This window comes from Pediococcus pentosaceus ATCC 25745, from assembly GCF_000014505.1.
GTDB lineage: Bacteria > Bacillota > Bacilli > Lactobacillales > Lactobacillaceae > Pediococcus > Pediococcus pentosaceus.
Window position 1 is genome coordinate 757,814 of record NC_008525.1, and the last position, 17,547, is coordinate 775,360.

Sequence of the window (17,547 nt, forward strand, 5' to 3'; positions counted from 1 at the left end):
AGAAGGAATCGTTAGGTTGAGAGATTCCGATGATGGTTTCAGTGAATTCGCTTCGATTTAAAAATGGGCAGGCCACCCGTATCTGGCTGACCAAGTGTGCATTGAGTTGCAAACAAGGGTGGTACCGCGTTAAAAAACGTCCCTTTCTAGGAGGGGCGTTTTTTTATTTGGAGAAAGGTGGAAAGATCATGAGTTTACAAGAGAAGTTAAAAGAACTTGAAGAAAAAGGTCTTCAAGAAATTAGCGTTGCTAATGAATTATCAAAATTAAATGAAGTACGGGTCAATTTTTTAGGTAAAAAAGGTCCGATTACTGAGGTCCTCCGAGGGATGCGTGATTTAAGTAAAGAGGAACGTCCTAAGGTCGGTGAATTTGCTAATAAAGTACGTGATAACCTAACATCTAAATTGGAAGAACGTAAAGAAGAATTAGCACAGGCAGCCTTGAATAAAAAATTAGCTGAAGAGGCTGTAGATGTTACTTTGCCAGGGACACCGATGAAGCAAGGCCAACCGCATGTTATTCAGCAAATTATTGATAACTTGGAAGATTTATTCCTTGGGATGGGTTACCAAGTTGTTGAAGGACCAGAAGTTGAACTCGACCGCTATAACTTTGAGATGCTAAATCTGCCTAAAGATCATCCGGCTCGCGATATGCAAGATACATTTTACATCACGGACGAAGTTTTGATGCGCTCTCAAACTTCTCCAGTTCAAGCTCGAACAATGGAAAAACATGACTTTTCAAAGGGACCATTAAAAATGATCTCACCAGGGGTAGTTTACCGTCGCGATACTGATGATGCTACTCATTCACACCAATTCCATCAAATTGAAGGATTAGTGATTGATAAGAACATTACGATGGGTGATTTGAAAGGTACTTTAGTAACTTTGGCTAAGGAACTTTTTGGTGATCGTTTCGAAGTACGCTTGCGTCCAAGTTATTTTCCATTTACAGAACCTTCTGTTGAAGCAGACGTTACTTGCTTTAATTGTATGGGAAAAGGCTGTTCAGTATGTAAGTCAACCGGTTGGATAGAAGTATTAGGGGCTGGAATGGTTCATCCTAATGTTTTGAAAATGGCTGGTGTGGACACGGACGTTTACGGTGGTTTTGCCTTTGGATTAGGACCTGATCGTTTTGCAATGTTACGTTATGGTGTTGATGATATTCGTAATTTCTACCTAAATGATGTTAGATTCCTATCCCAATTCAATAAGCGAGGTTAATAAAAAATGAAACTTTCATACAAGTGGTTATCTAAATATTTAGAACTAGACTTAGAACCTAAAGACTTGGCTGAAAAGATTGAACGTACAGCTGTTGAAGTTGATTCAGTTACAAGATTAGATTATAAATTAAAGAAAATTGTTGTGGGTCATACCCTAGAAGTGACTGAACATCCTGATTCAGATCATTTGCACATTTGCCAAGTCGATGTTGGTGAAGAAGAACCAATTCAAATTGTTTGTGGTGCACCTAATATTGCTGCAGACCAAGATGTTATTGTTGCTCTCCACGGTTCAAGAATCAAAGACAACGTCAAAATTAAGCGTAGCAAAATGCGTGGAGTTCCATCTAATGGGATGATTTGTGCTCTGCAAGAAATTGGTTACCCAGACAATGTGGTACCTAAAGACTATGCAGATGGAATTTACGTATTCCCAGCTGACAGCCATGTTAAACCAGGTGATTCTGTAATGGAAGCTTTAGGAATGGATGACGATGTGATTGATACATCCGTAACACCTAATCGTGGTGATATGTTCAGTATGAACGGTAATGCACACGAAATTGCCGCTATTCTAGATCAAAAGGCTAATTTTGAAGTTTTGAAGGTCCAAGACGAACAAAAATCAGCTGATACTTTAGCCGATCAAATAAAAGTTGAAATCGATGAGCAAGATGTTGCCCCAGTTTACAAGTTGATGGCCATTGAAAACGTGAAAATTGCGCCTAGTCCATTCTGGCTACAAACGACATTGATGAAGGCGGGAATTCGTCCTATTAATAATGTAGTGGATGTTACTAATTACATTATGTTGAAATATGGACAACCTCTTCATGCCTATGATTTGGACCAACTTAAAGGTCAAACAATTTCAGTTGCTCCAGCGGGTGAAAATGTTAAATTTACTACTCTAGATGATGAAAAACGTGATTTGCGTCCAGAAGACCTTGTAATCACAGCTGATGGGACCCCGATTGCAATGGCTGGTGTAATGGGTGGAATGGCTACAGAAGTTAGTGATCAAACTCAAAATATTGTTATTGAAGCAGCAATTTTTGACCCAATTAAAATCCGTAAAACTGCTCGTTACCATAATCTACATAGCGAAGCTGCAATGCGTTTTGAACGTGGTATTGACTATAGTTCACTTGATGATGCATTAAACGAAGCAGCCAGCTTAGTAGCTGATTTTAGTCAAGGGAAAGTGATGAGCGGGGTAGTTGTTGGCAATGATACTAAACTTAATCCTGAATCAATTACAATCGCTTTAGCTCGTATTAACAAAATTTTAGGTACGTCACTTACTAGTGAAGAAGTCGTAGCTATTTTTGATCGACTTGGATTTAGTACAGAATTAGATGCTACAAAGCAGACCTTCAAGGTAACTGTTCCCGTTCGTCGTTGGGACATTCATATTGAAGCTGACTTGCTAGAGGAAGTTGCTCGAATCTTTGGTTACGACAACTTACCAGTGACATTACCAACTGGTGATCCAACTATTGGACAACTTACTACTGAACAGAAATTGATGCGGGCCTCAAGAACAGTTATGGAAGGCTTAGGGCTTACTCAAGCCATGAGTTATGGACTTACAACCATTGCCAAGAGTCAACAATTTGTGAAGGGTGATCACGAACTAGTGAAGGTCGATTGGCCAATGACAAAGGACCGAGAAGCCTTAAGAATGAATCTAATTAGTGGATTACTTGATGATATTGCTTACAATAAGGCACGTTCAGTGGAAAATGTTGCTCTTTATGAACAAGGGCGAGTTTTCTATGGAAATGGACAAGCACAACCAGAAGAAATTGAACATATTGCAGGAGCAATTACAGGTTCAATGCAGGCTAAGTCTTGGAATGAAAAAGAAAAGCCAGTAACTTTCTTTGATGTTAAGGGAATTGTAGAACAATACCTTAAGAATGTTGCCGTTGCTGGAGAAGTAAGTTATGTTGCAGACCATGATCGTCAGGGGATGCATCCGGGACGCACTGCTGATGTTTTGCTTGATGGAGATGTAATTGGTTTTATTGGTCAAATTCATCCAACCACTGCAGAAGAGTTTAAGATTAAGGAAACTTATGTTTTTGAATTGAATTTAACAAAAATTATTCATGCCGAAAAGAAGTTACAACATTATGACGTAATTTCTAAATATCCTGCAATTACACGAGACATTGCTATTTTAGTTAATAAGGAAGTTTCTAATACAGAAGTTCTAAACGTTATTAATGAAACTAAGCAAAAGAACTTGATAAAAGTTGAATTGTTTGATGTTTATGAAGGTAAGAACCTTGAAAAAGGGATGAAGTCCTTGGCATATCAATTTACTTATCAAGATACAAATGATACTTTGCAAGAAGATGCTATCAATGATGAATTTTCTAAGGTAATTAAAAACCTGGAAGAGAAATTAAATGTAACCGTTAGATAACCGTATTAAATCTATGTTACTTTAATGCGAAGTTAAAGATAGTTATTGTATAATTACCATTATTGTAAATGATAGGAGAAATGATCTTGGATAATAACAATGATTCGAATCAAAGACATAGTCGTGTACAGAGTAACTATAAACGACAAAAAAACGGTCACAACATTATTAAATGGGTGATTGGTATCTTAGTTGCTGTTGTTTTAATCACTACGTTTATGGGATACCGCTATTACAGCACTTCCCTACAACCTTTAGACGCGAAGAGCAATAAACAAATTGAAATTAATATTCCGGTTGGAACAACTTCACGAGGAGTGGGCTCGATCCTAGAGGATAAACATGTCGTTAAGAGTGGTGCAGTATTCAATTACTACACTAAGTCTAAGAAAATCAATAACTTCCAAGCAGGTTATTATGTTTTAAAACCATCGATGACTTTAAAACAAATCGCTAAAAAACTTGAAAAGGGTGGAGCAGCAGAGCCAATTGCCTTGAACGGTCCACGCGTATTAATCAAGGAAGGCGAAAATATTGATCAGATTGCTAATTCGATGAAATCTTCGAAGTACTTTAAGAAGTCCGATTTCTTGAAATTAATGAAAGATGAGGACTTTATAAAGAGTCTAGCTAAGCAATATCCTAAATTACTGGGATCGGCGATGAAGGCTCAAAACGTGCGCTATCGATTAGAAGGGTACTTATTCCCAGCTAGTTATGCAATTGATAAAAATACCAAACTAAAAGATGTCATTACGCAAATGGTTGCTAAAGAGGATGCTGTTTTACAACCTTATTATTCTAAGATTAAATCAGATGGTTTAACCGTTCAGGAAACTTTGAGTGTAGCGTCACTAGTTGAAATGGAAGGTAGTAAATCTAGCGATCGCTCTAAGATTGCAGGGGTCTTCTTAAATCGTATCAAGCAAGGTGAAACATTAGGATCTGATGTTTCAACACGTTATGCAGTTAAAAAATCCGCAACAGAAGACTTAACTCAATCCGATTTAGCAAGTACTAACCCATATAACACTCGGGTGAATACTGGATTTATGCCAGGACCAGTTGATAATCCTGGTGAAGATTCTATTCTATCCGTGGTTAATGCTGATACTAAAGACGGATATCTATTCTTCTTTGCAGTTACAAAAAATGTATCTGGTTCAAAACATAAAGTTGGAGACGTCTTGTTCTACAAAGACATTACTTCATTTAACGAAGCAGTTGCGAAGTACAATCCAGAAGGTAAATAGTGAGGAATTAAGCTTATGAGTACAAAGAACAGCCCAATAATTATTGGGGTAACCGGGGGATCCGGTAGTGGAAAAACAACTGTTAGTCAAAAAATTCTTGAAGAATTACATGGTCATTCGATTTCTATCATTCAACAAGATTCGTATTACAAAGATCAAGCTGAAAAAACGATGGAAGAACGCCGGGCGGTTAATTACGACCATCCACTGGCCTTTGATGCCGACCTTTTATATGAACATTTAAAAATGTTGAAAAACAACCAAAAAATCGAAGTTCCTATTTATGATTATAAAATTTCGACGCGAAGTTCAGAAGTTATTGAACAAGACCCAACCGACGTGATTATCCTTGAGGGGATTTTAATCCTAGCAGATGAGCGAATTCGTGATATGTTAGACATTAAGGTTTACGTTGATACTGATGATGATATTAGAATTATTCGTCGTATTCGTCGCGATATGGAACAACGTGCACGAACATTAGATTCAATCATTAATCAATATTTAACGGGTGTTAAACCCATGTACCACCAATTTATTGAGCCAACCAAGCGCTATGCTGATGTGATTGTTCCTGAAGGTGGAAAAAACAGTGTGGCGATTGATTTATTGGTTACAAAAGTTCGCGATATTCTATCAGAAGATGGGCGCGATGAGAGTTTTAATAAATAATTTTGAGGTGTAAAAATGGCAGATGAAAAAACTTATCCAATGACTTTGGATGGAAAAGCTAAGTTAGAAGAAGAACTAGAAACTTTAAAAACAAAGACTCGTCCACAAGTTATCGAACGTATTAAAATCGCTAGAAGCTTTGGCGATCTATCTGAAAATTCAGAATATGAATCAGCTAAAGATGAGCAAAGCATGGTAGAAAGCCGAATCAATACGGTTGAACATATGCTCCACTACGCACAAATCATTGATAATGATGATATTGCTGGTGATGAAGTTTCTTTAGGCCGAGTGGTTGAATTTAAAGAGCTTCCTGATGAAGAACCAGAAGAATATACGATCGTTGGGGCTGCAGAAGCCGACCCTATGACTGGTAAAATTTCAAACGATTCACCAATTGCTAAAGCTCTTTTAGGTAAAAAAGTTGGCGATGAAGTTTCAATCGCTACTCCCGGTGGAGATATGAAAGTTAAAATCCTAACCGTTAAAAATGCTTAAAAACTAATCATATTAAAAAAAGCTTTTCACTTCTTATGAGTGAAAAGCTTTTTTTGTTGGAGCAAGACGAGCATTAGAAAACCAATTATGGTAATAGACATACCTAGCATAAAGAATGGTGGTATATAAGTAAACTTGATTTGATGTTTGCCAGAAGTTAATTTTACGTTGCTTCCTAAGAAGTAATTACCGACTTTAGAAGTAGGAATCGTTTTACCATCAATTTTAATGTGCCATCCCGAACTGTAAGGGATGGAAGTGAATAAGTAGGGTTTATCAGAATTAACGTTTAAATTGCCTGTGACTACGTTCCCAGCGTTTTTCACCTGCGTTAGACTATTTGTCTTAGCAGCTTGGTAATCTTGCTTAAATGTGCCGTAATGAAGCTCAGCGACACTAAAATCAGATAAAAGTAAACTTTGCTTCTTTAAAACAATTTGAATACGAACTTTTTTGCCTTTCATCTGATCTGCAATCGATAAAACAATTGGTTGGTCATAATCAAGGTCTTCAGTAATTCGTTGGTTGTTAACGAAGATATCCGCATTATCATGTGAAAGTTGTGATCCGGCGGTAATATAAATTGGATTATTATTTTTTGGCTCATATTCAAAAGTTACCGTGGCAGCCTTATTAAGTTTCTGTTTAGTTAACAGACCATTTTTAATATTAGGCGTGGAAGTAACATTTGAAAAGTAAATTTGGGCCTGGTTAGTAATGTCTGTAAATAAATTTTGAGAATGATTACTGATTTTTTTGAGTAAATTAGATTGATATTGCAAAGGATTTCCAATTTTTTTGGTATTACTTACCGGATGAGTAGTAGTAAGACCTAATGGAAGGGCATATTGATTTAAGTAGTTATCAGCATATTTAGTGTTACCAATCTGATGATACCTTTTTAAAACATCGTGCCGAACACTTTTAGTTGAAAAAGGATTATGGTCAGTTTCGTTATTTACAAATGACCAATACTTGAAGTTCAGAAGGGCATCAGAGATCAAGGTTCCGTTCATATAGGTCACATTTCCGGAAGTTGTAGGTTGGCCCAGAGCACTCATCATATCAAGCATATTAGTTTCTAGGTTAGAGTTAAAACTTGATCCACTATTGAAACCTAATTGAATTGGATCATTTTTAGTCCTAGAGTAATTTGTACCAATCCTCGAAAAATGATGACCTTGGTCTTTAATCTGGTCGATTGCATTGCGAGCTGCTGAGCTATATTGAGCAAATTCGGTTTGGCTAACATAACTTATACGATTCAACGACCAGATAGCATTGACAGATAAATCTAGGGCCATAAAACAAACTAAAATTGGCGTGAGCCCCGGATTAAAGTCTTTAGCTTGGAAGCCAACCCAAAAGACAAGCGCTGCAATAAAGATAATAACTCCAAATTGAATTTGATTCTCGGTCATAAAGTCGCTAATTTTTGGTAAATTTTTAGTTGATATATAAGCAACAAGACTAATGAGTGCTAAACCAGCGATGATGGGTTTTAAAAGTGCTTCTTGGATGGGATGTAATAGTCCTTCAAAAGCTAAAATAAGAACCCAGAAACTAAAAATGAAACTAAAACGATATGCATACCACCATGGAAATTGCATGGCATGCCAGAATAAGTTTAATGGGGTGAAACAGAAAGAAAGTAAGAAAAAAGCAGTTATTAATAGAGCTCCAAGTCGTCTTTTTAAACCAATATTTTTATTGAAAAAGTAGGCGACAAAAGCCATTAACACAAACATTCCCACGTAAATATTTGGTAGACCATCAGACATTTGCTTAAAGCTGAATGTCCCTGGCATTAATTTAGTTAACATTTTAAGTGGTGTGTAAGCAAAAGACCATTTAATTGAGTTTTCTGTATACTGTGCTTTACCATGGAGGAGAGCCCATAATGTCGGCATCCAAGCAATGGCGGAAAAAACTAGAACGTAAATCCAAGATTGAACATAGTGAAAAATCTTTTTCCATGATAACGGCGAAGCTCGCCATAAAAAGTAAATTAAGGTGAAAATACCAATCATATAAGCAAAGTAATAATTTATAATGACCATTAAGCTCATCGTCGTTACAAAAATTTTAATTTGATTTTGATCAATTAGAGCATCCAAACCAAGAATAATTAAGGGTAATAAGATGGGAGCATCTAGCCAAAAAAGGTTAAGTTGATTGGCGATGGAAAAAGCCATCAAACTATAGGCAGTAGCAAAACCAACAACACTAGCTCGCGGAGTGGTGATTTTATTTTTTTGAGCAAGATGCTGCAAGTAAATAGCAGATGTTAGTCCAGCTAAAGCGTATTTTAGTACAGTTATTACTAGGATTCCGGAAGTGATACTCTCTTTTTTAAAAAACAAAAGCAGCAAATTGGTTGGACTGAAAAGATAATAAGCCCAAGTACCAAACATATCTCCACCTAAACCATTGGAAAAAGAATAGAAAAACTGACCAGGATGACTGATAAGTGTACTGCGGAAATATTCATAGAACGCGACATATTGCTGTCCCATATCGACAGTTAATAGACTAGATGTTCCAAATGGAGCAAATCCGCGATAAACGAAGTATGCTAGCATAATGCAAGCAGGGATACATCCACTTAAAATTAAATTCTGATGTTTCTTAATAAAATCCATTAAAATCCCAACCTTTAAATTGATAATAATAGGATAGCACAAAACATGCTTAAGACTTTGTTAATACTATTAGTACACCGATATATTTTCTGGTAGAATGAACGAAGTGATCTAAAAGGAGCAACATAAATAATGAAAAATCCTAAAAAAATTAGGCGACCAAAAAGTGAATTACCATTTCGATTGAATTTGATCTTTTTTGTTGTCTTTGCGTTATTACTACTGTTAGTTGGACAATTAGGGTATTTACAAATTTTGTATGGCTCGAAGTTGCAAGCAGTCGTAAATCGAACTGATAACACCGTTGAAACCAATAATGTTCAGCGGGGGGTGATTTACGATTCTACTGGAAAGGTTTTAGTAGGAAATACTGCGCATCAGGCTATTTCGTATACCAAGGGTGCCAACGTAATGGCTCAAGACATGTTCAATATTGCTAATACACTTGGAAAATATCTTGAAGCCAATGATACAGAGTTGAGTCGAACAGATATTGCGAATTACTTGCTGGCAGATTCTAAAAATAGTAAATACTACGAAAAGAAAATTACTAATCGTGAAAATTTGAGTAGTAAGGCAGTTCAGGAAAAAGAAATTGACTATATCAAAAATTCGGATATTAAGTTAAGTTCAAAGGAAGAAAATGCTGCTCGAATTTTTAAAATTATGAATGGAGCTTACCAACTTTCTACGGTTTATATTAAGGAAACGGATGTTTCTAGTAAGGAGCTATCTGAGATTGGTGAGCACCTTTCTGAGATGCCTGGGGTCAAAATTTCAACAAGTTGGACTCGTAGCTATCCAGAGGGGAATGACATTAAGTCCCTAGCAGGAACGGTAAGTAGTTCCAAAACTGGTCTACCTAGTGATGAAGTTAACACTTTATTAGCTGAAGGTTATGCTCGTAATGATAGCGTGGGACAAAGTTATCTCGAAAAACAGTATGAATCAGTTTTAAAGGGAACCAAATCGCAGACTGCCATTCAAGTTAGTTCGGGAGGACAGATTGTTAAGAAAGTTCAACAATATGCTGGTAAAAAAGGTGATAATCTTGTTTTAACGATTAACTCCAAGTTCCAAGAAGAAGTCCAAAAAATTATGAAAGAGGCCTCAAAAAACGCTGGTGGACAATCAACTGGTGGCTATGCAGTGGTAATGAATCCTAAAACAGGAGCAGTGATTGCGCTTGCTGGTGCTGACCGAAATCCTTCAACAGGTAAGATGACAGATAATGTCTTAGGAACAATTAATGAACCAATTGTAATGGGTTCCGTGGTTAAGGGGGCAACAATTTCTGGAGCTTTGATGGACGGGGTTATTACTCCTAGCAATAATACCTTGATTGATGAACCAATTAAGGTGGCTGGAACAGGATCAAAGAGTTCTTGGTTTAATAGTACTGGTAGTGCAAATATGTCAGTTGACGCTTCGAGAGCGTTAGAAGTTTCTTCTAACTCATATATGATGCAATTAGCCATGAAAGAAGGAGGGTTTAAGTACTCCTCAGGGGCATCCTTGTCAGGGATGAATCCTAATGTCTTTAACAAATTGCGTGGATATTTTGAGCAATTCGGTCTAGGTACTAAAACAGGCATTGACCTTCCTGGTGAATCTTCCGGGTTTAAAGGACCTACTGGCTCTGCTAATATTGGTAAAGCGCTCGATTTATCTTTTGGTAATTATGATGCTTATACAACCATTCAAGTTGCGCAATACATGTCGACCATTGCAAATGGTGGTTATCGTGTTGCTCCACATGTGGTTGAACAAATTAGAAGTAGTAAACAAAATGGAAAAATGGGAGCAGTCCAAAAGACCGTTTCACCAACTGTTTTAAATCAAGTTGATATGACTTCTGCACAGAGAAAATTAGTTACAGATGGGTTATATGACGTGGTTCATGGAAGTAATAAATATAAGACCGGTGGGCCACTAGCTGGTATTTCTCCCGGAATTTCTGCTAAAACTGGTACAGCTCAGACGACAACCAATGGGAAAACAACCGTAACGTTGTCATTAGCTTCTTATGCTCCATCTAATGATCCTCAAGTAGTTGTAGCACTAGCTCTGCCAGGATTAAGTACAAATGCTGAATCGGATAATATGACGGCTGCTAAGAAGATCTATGCGGCATACTGGAAATATGTCCAATCCAAATCAACCCTTACTAATCCAACTAAAGCGACCTCTGAAACCGCTGCTCAGAACTTGAATTCCAATTAATCGCAATTGGTTCTGGAAAAATTTTCAGAATAGTGGTAACATGTACAATGCTAGTGGATTTTCGAATTCAAATATATATATTAATGGAGGTCATTCCAATGCGTGTACACATTACTTTAGAATGTACTGAATGCCATAACCGTCAATACTTATCAAACAAGAACAAACGTAACAATCCGGATCGTTTGGAACTAAACAAGTATTGCCCTCGTGAACGCAAAGTTACATTACACAAGGAAACAAAATAATCGTAATTAAGGCTGGAAGACTGCAATTTGCTGTCGCTTCTAGCTTTTTTTATATATTTAAATGTAACTATGGGGGATAAAATGAATAAAAATATCTTTAGGCAAACTCAAATTAAACGCTTAAATCAAATTGATATAACGTCTAAAAGAGCTAAAGAGGCGTTAATTTTAGAAAGTTTTTTCGATCAACATGAAGTAAAAAATGCTCGAAAATTAGCGATAACCATGAGTCACGGCTTTGAGCTAGACACAGCACCCATCATTCAACGGCTAATTGAAAATGGTAAATGTGTCTATGTCCCACGGACCTTGCCAGAACGACAGATGGAGTTCGTCGAATATAATTTAAATACACCCATGCAACCAAAGTTCCAAGGAATTTTAGAACCAGTAGGGGGGAATGTGGTTCGTCCCGAAGCATTGGATCTAATAATTGTCCCTGGTCTAGCTTATGAAGTTTCGAATGGTTATCGGTTGGGATTTGGGGGAGGATATTACGATCGTTACTTGAAAAAAACGCCAGCCTCGAAAATAGTTTTAGCTTTTTCAGAACAAATTTATTCAGATCCTCAGTGGGATGTAGAACCTTTTGATGTACCATTAGAAAAAATTATTACAGAAGAAGGGGTTCAATTTGAACGTTAGATGATTCGGTTTGAAAAGGAAGGTTCTTAATGAGTGATCAAAAACAACTTTTAAAGCGTCTATACGAAGGCCCATTCGTTACACAAACAATCGTGGGAATTAATATTTTAGTTTTTCTTTGGTTGACGCTAATCGGCGGAAGCACGAATATTTCAGTCCTAGTTACCCACGGTGCTTTGGTACCGGTGCTGGTACAAAACGGTCAGGGACTGTGGACAATATTTACATCGATGTTTATTCATATTGGATTTGAACATATCTTGTTTAATATGATTGCGTTATACTTTATTGGTAGGCTTTTGGAACGAATGATTGGTCATTGGAAATTTGTATTAATATATATTTTTTCAGGTCTTTTTGCTAATTTAGCAAGTTTGGCTCTCTCAAACCCTAATAGTATTTCTGCCGGTGCAAGTGGGGCTATTTTTGGGATTATCGGTGTATGGCTGATGATGGCAGAACAGTATCGAGAGTACCCCGCATTAATCGATATGGGTAAACAAATGCTATTATTTAGCGTTTTGGGCTTGATAAGTGGACTGTTGGGTACTAACATGAATATTATTGCGCATTTAGGTGGTTTAGTTTCTGGATTTTTAATAGCGTATGTAATCGGATTCCCTAAATTTGGTAAGGTTCCAACTTGGAAACGTATTGGTAGTGCAATTTTAATCGTTCTTATGATGATAGCGTTTTGTAAATTAGCGTTTACATCATAACAATAATCTGGTAAATTAGTTGAGATGGTATTATGAAAACACTTTATGATGTGCAACAACTTTTAAAGCAATTCGGAATATTTGTTTACGTTGGAAAACGTAAATGGGATATTGAATTGATGAGTATTGAATTGAAAAATTTGTACAAAGCAGGAGTCGTCGATAAACCGACCTATGTTAAAGCTCAGTTGGTTTTACGACATGAGCATCATATTGAAGAGGTTAGAGATAACCAACAAAAATAATGGAGGGTTTCGAAGTAATGGAACGTAAATTAATCGGTGTCGATCTTGGTGGAACAACAATTAAGTTTGCTATTTTAACTGAAAATGGCGATGTTCAACAAAAATGGAGTGTGGAAACAAATGTTTTAGATGAAGGTTCACACATTGTTCCAGACATTATTGACTCAATCAATCATCATCTTGATTTATATAAGATGACTAAGGATCAATTTATTGGAATCGGGATGGGAACACCGGGAACTGTAAACCGCGAAAATGGTACAGTAATTGGTGCTTTCAACCTGAACTGGAAAGAAACTCAATACGTTAAGGATGCAATTGAAGATGGTACAGGAATCAAGTTTGCCATTGATAACGATGCTAATGTTGCTGGTCTAGGTGAACGTTGGAAGGGTGCTGGAGAAAACGGCGAAGATGTTTCTTTCGTTACTCTTGGTACCGGTATCGGTGGCGGTTTGATTGCTGGTGGACAATTGCTTCATGGTTTAGCTGGAGCTGCTGGTGAAATCGGACATGTTACGGTTGATCCTGAAGGTTACCTATGTACATGTGGTAAGCGTGGATGTCTTGAACAATATGCCAGTGCTACAGGTGTTGTTCATGTAGCCCGCGACATGGCAGAAGAATTTTCTGGCGATTCAGAACTTAAACGTGAAACTGATGACGGACAAGATATTACTTCTAAATTAGTTTTCGACCTTGCAAAGAAGGGTGACGTTTTAGCTCTTCGTGTTGTTGATCGGGTCTGCAGTCTCTTAGGACTTGCTTTAGGTAACTTGGCTAATACTTTAAACCCTGAAAGCATTGTTATCGGTGGCGGAGTTTCAGCAGCTGGTGATTTCTTATTAGAACGTGTCCGTAATTATTACGAACAATATGCATTCTCAACTGTTCGTTCTTCAACCCAATTAAAATTAGCTCGCTTAGGAAATGACGCTGGTGTAATCGGTGCCGCTTCATTAGCTCGTGTATTTGCATAAATAAAACAAAAATTTTGGAGATGAGAGAAACATGGCTGTTGCTGCTGCAAAATATACAACCGGATTTTGGATAAATACAATCGTGATCATCCTTATCATTGCATATCTAGTTTATCAACTTTACTTATACTGGAAACGTGGTAAGATTTCGACTCAATTAGATGATGATGAATTTCGAGCTGGAATGCGTAAAGCACAAGTGATTGATGTTAGAGAAAAGAAGGAATTTGATGCAGGTCATATTCTTGGTGCTAGAAATATTCCGTATTCGCAAATGAAAAACAGAACCCAAGAATTGCGTTCTGATTTACCGGTTTATTTATACGATCAAGGACGTACTTTTAGTGGACGTGCAGCAATGCTTCTATCCAAAAAAGGTTTCACCCAACTCTACATTTTAAAAAATGGATATCAACGTTGGACTGGAAAAACTAAAAAGACTAAATATTAAAAAGAGATTGGGTTAAAATAGAATTAACCCAACCTCTTTTTTATTTGTGTAGATTAGCCATTATGTGCAGAGTGCTGTTTACGGTGCGCACGACGACGATTTTCTTCGGTACGTTCGACTTGTTCTTCAACAGGTTCAACTACGACTTTATGAAAAGCGAAGAGTGCCCCAGCAATTGCACCAAGTGTTGAGATTGTTCCAAATAGAAAACCTTTTACAAATTTACCCATCTTATTCAGCTCCTTACTTATGATTACCTTAATTATGCGCTGAATTGATTTAAAATGCCAGAAATAGATATAGGAGAACGATATGATTACTCAAATTATTGCCCACCGTGGAAGTAAAGGCGTGCGACCAGAAAACACAATAGTGGCTTTTAATAAAGCTATTGACGAAGGCGCTGATGGAATTGAGACTGATGTTCACTTGTCTAAAGATGGGAAGTTAGTCATTATTCATGATGAGACTGTTAATCGGACCACAGATGGAGAAGGCCGCATTTTTGATAAAACCTTAGCTGAAATTAAGAAATTAGATGCGGGAGCATATTTCAGTGAAAAGTATGTTAATGAACGCATTCCAACGCTCCAGGAAGTAGTTGATTTATTAATTCAAAGAAAATATCATGGTATTTTTAACCTAGAATTGAAAACAGATAAAATTAAATATCCAGGAATTGAACAAAAGGTTTATGAAGTTCTTAAGGGTGAAGATTTCCCATTCCATTTGGTATATTCCAGTTTTAATCCGAAATCGATTAGCGTGTTACATCAATTACAACCAGAAGTTGAAGCTGCTAGCTTATTTAAAATTAATACGAAAGCAGCTCGCCGATTCAGTAGAAGAAGAATTATTCAAGAGTGGCACCCAAGTATCGCATGGGTGCGTAGTCATCGATTTTTCTTACCTCACGTCCAATTACGGCCATGGACAGTCAATTCTGAAGATGATATCAAGTACTGCTTTAAAAAGAATTTTAAGGGGATTATCACGGACTATCCAACAAGAGCTTTAAAAATTAGAAAAAAGATGCAGGGAGAATAATATGGAAAAAGTTTTAGCGATTGTTGGTCCAACTGCAGTCGGAAAAACCAACCTGTCGATTGATATTGCAAAAAAATTTAACGGAGAGATCATTTCTGGGGATTCGATGCAAGTCTATCAAAAATTAGATATTGGCACGGCAAAAGTTACCATAGAGGAAATGCAAGGAATCCCACACCATTTGATTGATACCAAGACTATCCATGATCGCTTTTCAGCTGCTGATTTTAAAGAAACGGCTCAAAAATTGATTAGTGAAATTAGTCAGCGAGGTAAGCTACCAATTGTGGTTGGTGGAACCGGTTTTTACCTACAGGCTCTATTAAGAGATTTGGAGTTAGGAGGTAGCAATGAAGATCGAAATCAAATTGAAGCGATCCGTACAGAGTTAAATCAAAAAGAAAATGATGAACTATTATCGATACTAAAAACAATCGATTTAGCAACTTACGAAAATATTGATCGAAAGAACCGGCGACGAATTATTCGAGCAATTGAAGTTTTTAAAGTGTCAGGCCAAAAGATGTCAGAACAGCAAATGCAACCGACGGCGGTTTATGATGACCTACTAATTGGCTTAAATACGGAACGCTCTATCTTATACCAACGTATCAACCATCGGGTAAACATGATGTTAGACGCTGGACTTGAAAATGAAGCACGCTGGTTGTTTGACGAAACTAAGGTACCACAAGCCAACAAGGGGATTGGATATCGAGAGTGGCAGGATTACTTTAAAAATGAGAAAACTTTATCAGAAACCATTGAGCTAATACAAAAGGATTCTAGACACTATGCTAAACGTCAACTTACATGGTTTAGAAATAAGATGGATGTAAATTGGTATGACATTATCCAAAATCCACAAGAGCAAGCAAAGATATATCAAAAAATTGAAAACTGGTTAGGTGTTAAAAATGAATTGGAAAGATGATTTTAAACCGGAAGTAAAAAGAATCATTGAAGAGGTTGAAAAACAAATTCAACCACGACTAAGTGAGATTGATGATCAAGTAACTTTTAATCAACGGAAAGTATTAGAAGCCTTTCAAAAGGAAAGAATTTCCGAAGAAAATTTAAATGGAGCGACTGGATACGGTTATAACGATATGGGAAGAGACGCTCTAGACCGGGTTTATGCTGATGTTTTTAAGACAGAAGATGCGTTGGTCCGGCCACAATTTGTTTCTGGGACTCACACAATTAGTTCGGCCTATTTTGGAATGTTGCGTCCTGGAGATAAGTTATTATACTTAACGGGGATGCCTTATGATACGATTCAAGAAGTGATTGGCGTCACTGGTAAAGCAGGAATGGGTTCATTGAAAGACTTTAAAATTGATTTCGATTACGTTCCTTTGTTAGAAAATGGAAAAGTTGATTTTAAAGCTGCCAAGACTAAGTTGACGGATCAAGTTAAAGTAGTAGCAATTCAACGTTCAAGAGGTTACTCTAGTCGTTCTAGTTTTACTGTTGATGAAATTAAAGTGATGGTAGATCATGTTCGGGAGATTTTACCCAATGCTATTATTTTTGTTGATAATTGCTATGGTGAATTTTCAGAAATAGTGGAACCAACTGAAGTAGGCGTTGATGTCATGGTAGGTTCATTAATTAAAAATGCTGGGGGTGGAATCGCCCATACTGGTGGATACGTTGTTGGAAAGCAAAAATTAATCGAGATGATTGCTAATCGTTTAACTAATGTTGGTGCAGGTAAGGAAGAGGGAGCTACCCTAGAAAATCTTCGCAGAATGTATCAGGGATTTTTTATGGCCCCTGAGGTTACGGGAGCAGCAATTAAAGGCGCTATTTTTGAGAGCGCAATTTTAGAAAAGTGTAATTTACAAGTTGATCCTAAATGGAATGATCCACGGACGGATTTGATTCAAACAATTAACTTTGGTGAACCAGATTCAATGATTCGCTTTGCTAAGCAAGTACAAAAAAATTCACCAATTGATTCATATGTTGATCCAGAGCCATCTCAAATGGCTGGATATGAAGATAAAGTTATTATGGCAGCGGGTACCTTTGTTCAAGGAGCCAGCGTTGAATTTTCTGCTGACGGACCAATTCGCCCACCATATACACTGTATTTACAAGGTGGTCTAACTTATTCACACGTAAAAATTGCAATCACTAAAGCCGTTGAAGAAACGTTCTTTAACTGATGTTAGAAAATGTAACATCAGCTATTGACGTAGCTATCATTGACTGTTAAACTTAGTTCAATATTAAAGGAGTTATTGG

Annotated in this window: 17 protein-coding genes; 15 read left to right on the forward strand and 2 right to left on the reverse strand. The window is 37.0% G+C overall.

The genetic code is table 11. From position 1 onward, the window contains the following. The first annotated feature begins 188 nt into the window (after positions 1–188). The 5 genes from pheS to greA all read left to right on the forward strand — a co-directional run bounded on the left by pheS (position 189) and on the right by greA (position 6,094). Positions 189–1,235: a phenylalanine--tRNA ligase subunit alpha gene (gene pheS / locus PEPE_RS03535; protein WP_002833820.1), complete on the forward strand. Its 1,047-nt coding sequence runs from the start codon at positions 189–191 to the stop codon at positions 1,233–1,235. A gap of 6 nt (positions 1,236–1,241) precedes the next feature. Beyond that, positions 1,242–3,671 carry a phenylalanine--tRNA ligase subunit beta gene (pheT, locus tag PEPE_RS03540; protein ID WP_002833822.1) on the forward strand — a complete coding sequence of 810 codons (2,430 nt, stop codon included), beginning with the start codon at positions 1,242–1,244 and terminating at the stop codon, positions 3,669–3,671. 83 nt (positions 3,672–3,754) lie between these two features. Further along, on the forward strand, positions 3,755–4,924 hold the full coding sequence (gene mltG / locus PEPE_RS03545; protein ID WP_029257866.1) for an endolytic transglycosylase MltG: 1,170 nt from the start codon (positions 3,755–3,757) through the stop codon (positions 4,922–4,924). A 15-nt stretch (positions 4,925–4,939) separates the two neighbouring features. Further along, positions 4,940–5,596: a uridine kinase gene (gene udk / locus PEPE_RS03550; RefSeq protein ID WP_002833824.1), complete on the forward strand. Its 657-nt coding sequence runs from the start codon at positions 4,940–4,942 to the stop codon at positions 5,594–5,596. A gap of 15 nt (positions 5,597–5,611) precedes the next feature. Further along, on the forward strand, positions 5,612–6,094 hold the full coding sequence (greA, locus tag PEPE_RS03555; RefSeq protein ID WP_011673213.1) for a transcription elongation factor GreA: 483 nt from the start codon (positions 5,612–5,614) through the stop codon (positions 6,092–6,094). Between the two features lie 26 nt (positions 6,095–6,120). Here the strand turns inward: greA and PEPE_RS03560 are convergent, their stop codons facing one another. Next, positions 6,121–8,736 carry a YfhO family protein gene (locus PEPE_RS03560; protein ID WP_011673214.1) on the reverse strand — a complete coding sequence of 872 codons (2,616 nt, stop codon included), beginning with the start codon at positions 8,734–8,736 and terminating at the stop codon, positions 6,121–6,123. A 132-nt stretch (positions 8,737–8,868) separates the two neighbouring features. Between PEPE_RS03560 and PEPE_RS03565 the strand changes: the two genes are divergently transcribed. The 7 genes from PEPE_RS03565 (at position 8,869) to PEPE_RS03590 (ending at position 14,247) form a co-directional block, all read left to right on the forward strand. Beyond that, positions 8,869–10,959, forward strand: coding sequence for a peptidoglycan D,D-transpeptidase FtsI family protein (locus PEPE_RS03565; RefSeq protein WP_002833519.1), 2,091 nt, complete (start codon positions 8,869–8,871; stop codon positions 10,957–10,959). A 98-nt stretch (positions 10,960–11,057) separates the two neighbouring features. Further along, entirely contained in the window at positions 11,058–11,207 is a 150-nt protein-coding gene (gene rpmG, locus PEPE_RS09105; RefSeq protein WP_011673215.1) for a 50S ribosomal protein L33, read from the forward strand. An 81-nt stretch (positions 11,208–11,288) separates the two neighbouring features. Next, positions 11,289–11,852, forward strand: coding sequence for a 5-formyltetrahydrofolate cyclo-ligase (locus PEPE_RS03570; RefSeq protein ID WP_011673216.1), 564 nt, complete (start codon positions 11,289–11,291; stop codon positions 11,850–11,852). A 29-nt stretch (positions 11,853–11,881) separates the two neighbouring features. Beyond that, the gene (locus PEPE_RS03575) at positions 11,882–12,571 is read left to right on the forward strand and encodes a rhomboid family intramembrane serine protease (RefSeq protein WP_002833521.1); all 690 of its coding nucleotides are present in this window, start codon (positions 11,882–11,884) and stop codon (positions 12,569–12,571) included. Positions 12,572–12,603: 32 nt separating this feature from the next. Further along, positions 12,604–12,816, forward strand: a complete 213-nt coding sequence (locus PEPE_RS03580; protein ID WP_002833522.1) for a YqgQ family protein — start codon at positions 12,604–12,606, stop codon at positions 12,814–12,816. A 17-nt stretch (positions 12,817–12,833) separates the two neighbouring features. Next, positions 12,834–13,796, forward strand: coding sequence for an ROK family glucokinase (locus tag PEPE_RS03585; protein WP_002833523.1), 963 nt, complete (start codon positions 12,834–12,836; stop codon positions 13,794–13,796). 31 nt (positions 13,797–13,827) lie between these two features. Next, positions 13,828–14,247, forward strand: coding sequence for a rhodanese-like domain-containing protein (locus PEPE_RS03590; RefSeq protein WP_002833524.1), 420 nt, complete (start codon positions 13,828–13,830; stop codon positions 14,245–14,247). A 53-nt stretch (positions 14,248–14,300) separates the two neighbouring features. Here the strand turns inward: PEPE_RS03590 and PEPE_RS09110 are convergent, their stop codons facing one another. After that, positions 14,301–14,477 carry a DUF3042 family protein gene (locus tag PEPE_RS09110; protein WP_002833525.1) on the reverse strand — a complete coding sequence of 59 codons (177 nt, stop codon included), beginning with the start codon at positions 14,475–14,477 and terminating at the stop codon, positions 14,301–14,303. Between the two features lie 82 nt (positions 14,478–14,559). On the opposite strand from PEPE_RS09110, the gene PEPE_RS03595 reads away from it, so the two are divergent. Genes PEPE_RS03595 through PEPE_RS03605 form a run of 3 tightly spaced genes read left to right on the forward strand, consistent with a single transcriptional unit; the run spans position 14,560 to position 17,468 of the window. Further along, complete coding sequence (locus PEPE_RS03595) at positions 14,560–15,294, forward strand: glycerophosphodiester phosphodiesterase (protein ID WP_002833526.1); 735 nt, start codon at positions 14,560–14,562, stop codon at positions 15,292–15,294. A gap of 1 nt (position 15,295) precedes the next feature. Continuing rightward, positions 15,296–16,228 (forward strand): tRNA (adenosine(37)-N6)-dimethylallyltransferase MiaA, encoded by a 933-nt coding sequence (gene miaA / locus PEPE_RS03600; RefSeq protein WP_002833528.1) that lies wholly within the window; start codon positions 15,296–15,298, stop codon positions 16,226–16,228. Then, positions 16,212–17,468: a methionine gamma-lyase family protein gene (locus tag PEPE_RS03605; protein ID WP_011673217.1), complete on the forward strand. Its 1,257-nt coding sequence runs from the start codon at positions 16,212–16,214 to the stop codon at positions 17,466–17,468. Before miaA ends, PEPE_RS03605 begins: the two co-directional genes overlap by 17 nt. Positions 17,469–17,547: the final 79 nt, after the last annotated feature.

Excerpts from the sequence above, each read along its gene's own strand:
- pheS (WP_002833820.1), top strand. The coding sequence starts at position 189 with ATGAGTTTACAAGAGAAGTTAAAAGAACTTGAAGAAAAAGGTCTTCAA.
- pheT (WP_002833822.1), top strand. The coding sequence starts at position 1,242 with ATGAAACTTTCATACAAGTGGTTATCTAAATATTTAGAACTAGACTTA.
- udk (WP_002833824.1), top strand. The coding sequence starts at position 4,940 with ATGAGTACAAAGAACAGCCCAATAATTATTGGGGTAACCGGGGGATCC.
- greA (WP_011673213.1), top strand. The coding sequence starts at position 5,612 with ATGGCAGATGAAAAAACTTATCCAATGACTTTGGATGGAAAAGCTAAG.
- PEPE_RS03560 (WP_011673214.1), bottom strand. The coding sequence starts at position 8,736 with ATGGATTTTATTAAGAAACATCAGAATTTAATTTTAAGTGGATGTATC.
- PEPE_RS03565 (WP_002833519.1), top strand. The coding sequence starts at position 8,869 with ATGAAAAATCCTAAAAAAATTAGGCGACCAAAAAGTGAATTACCATTT.
- rpmG (WP_011673215.1), top strand. The coding sequence starts at position 11,058 with ATGCGTGTACACATTACTTTAGAATGTACTGAATGCCATAACCGTCAA.
- PEPE_RS03570 (WP_011673216.1), top strand. The coding sequence starts at position 11,289 with ATGAATAAAAATATCTTTAGGCAAACTCAAATTAAACGCTTAAATCAA.
- PEPE_RS03575 (WP_002833521.1), top strand. The coding sequence starts at position 11,882 with ATGAGTGATCAAAAACAACTTTTAAAGCGTCTATACGAAGGCCCATTC.
- PEPE_RS03580 (WP_002833522.1), top strand. The coding sequence starts at position 12,604 with ATGAAAACACTTTATGATGTGCAACAACTTTTAAAGCAATTCGGAATA.
- PEPE_RS03585 (WP_002833523.1), top strand. The coding sequence starts at position 12,834 with ATGGAACGTAAATTAATCGGTGTCGATCTTGGTGGAACAACAATTAAG.
- PEPE_RS03590 (WP_002833524.1), top strand. The coding sequence starts at position 13,828 with ATGGCTGTTGCTGCTGCAAAATATACAACCGGATTTTGGATAAATACA.
- PEPE_RS09110 (WP_002833525.1), bottom strand. The coding sequence starts at position 14,477 with ATGGGTAAATTTGTAAAAGGTTTTCTATTTGGAACAATCTCAACACTT.
- PEPE_RS03595 (WP_002833526.1), top strand. The coding sequence starts at position 14,560 with ATGATTACTCAAATTATTGCCCACCGTGGAAGTAAAGGCGTGCGACCA.
- miaA (WP_002833528.1), top strand. The coding sequence starts at position 15,296 with ATGGAAAAAGTTTTAGCGATTGTTGGTCCAACTGCAGTCGGAAAAACC.
- PEPE_RS03605 (WP_011673217.1), top strand. The coding sequence starts at position 16,212 with ATGAATTGGAAAGATGATTTTAAACCGGAAGTAAAAAGAATCATTGAA.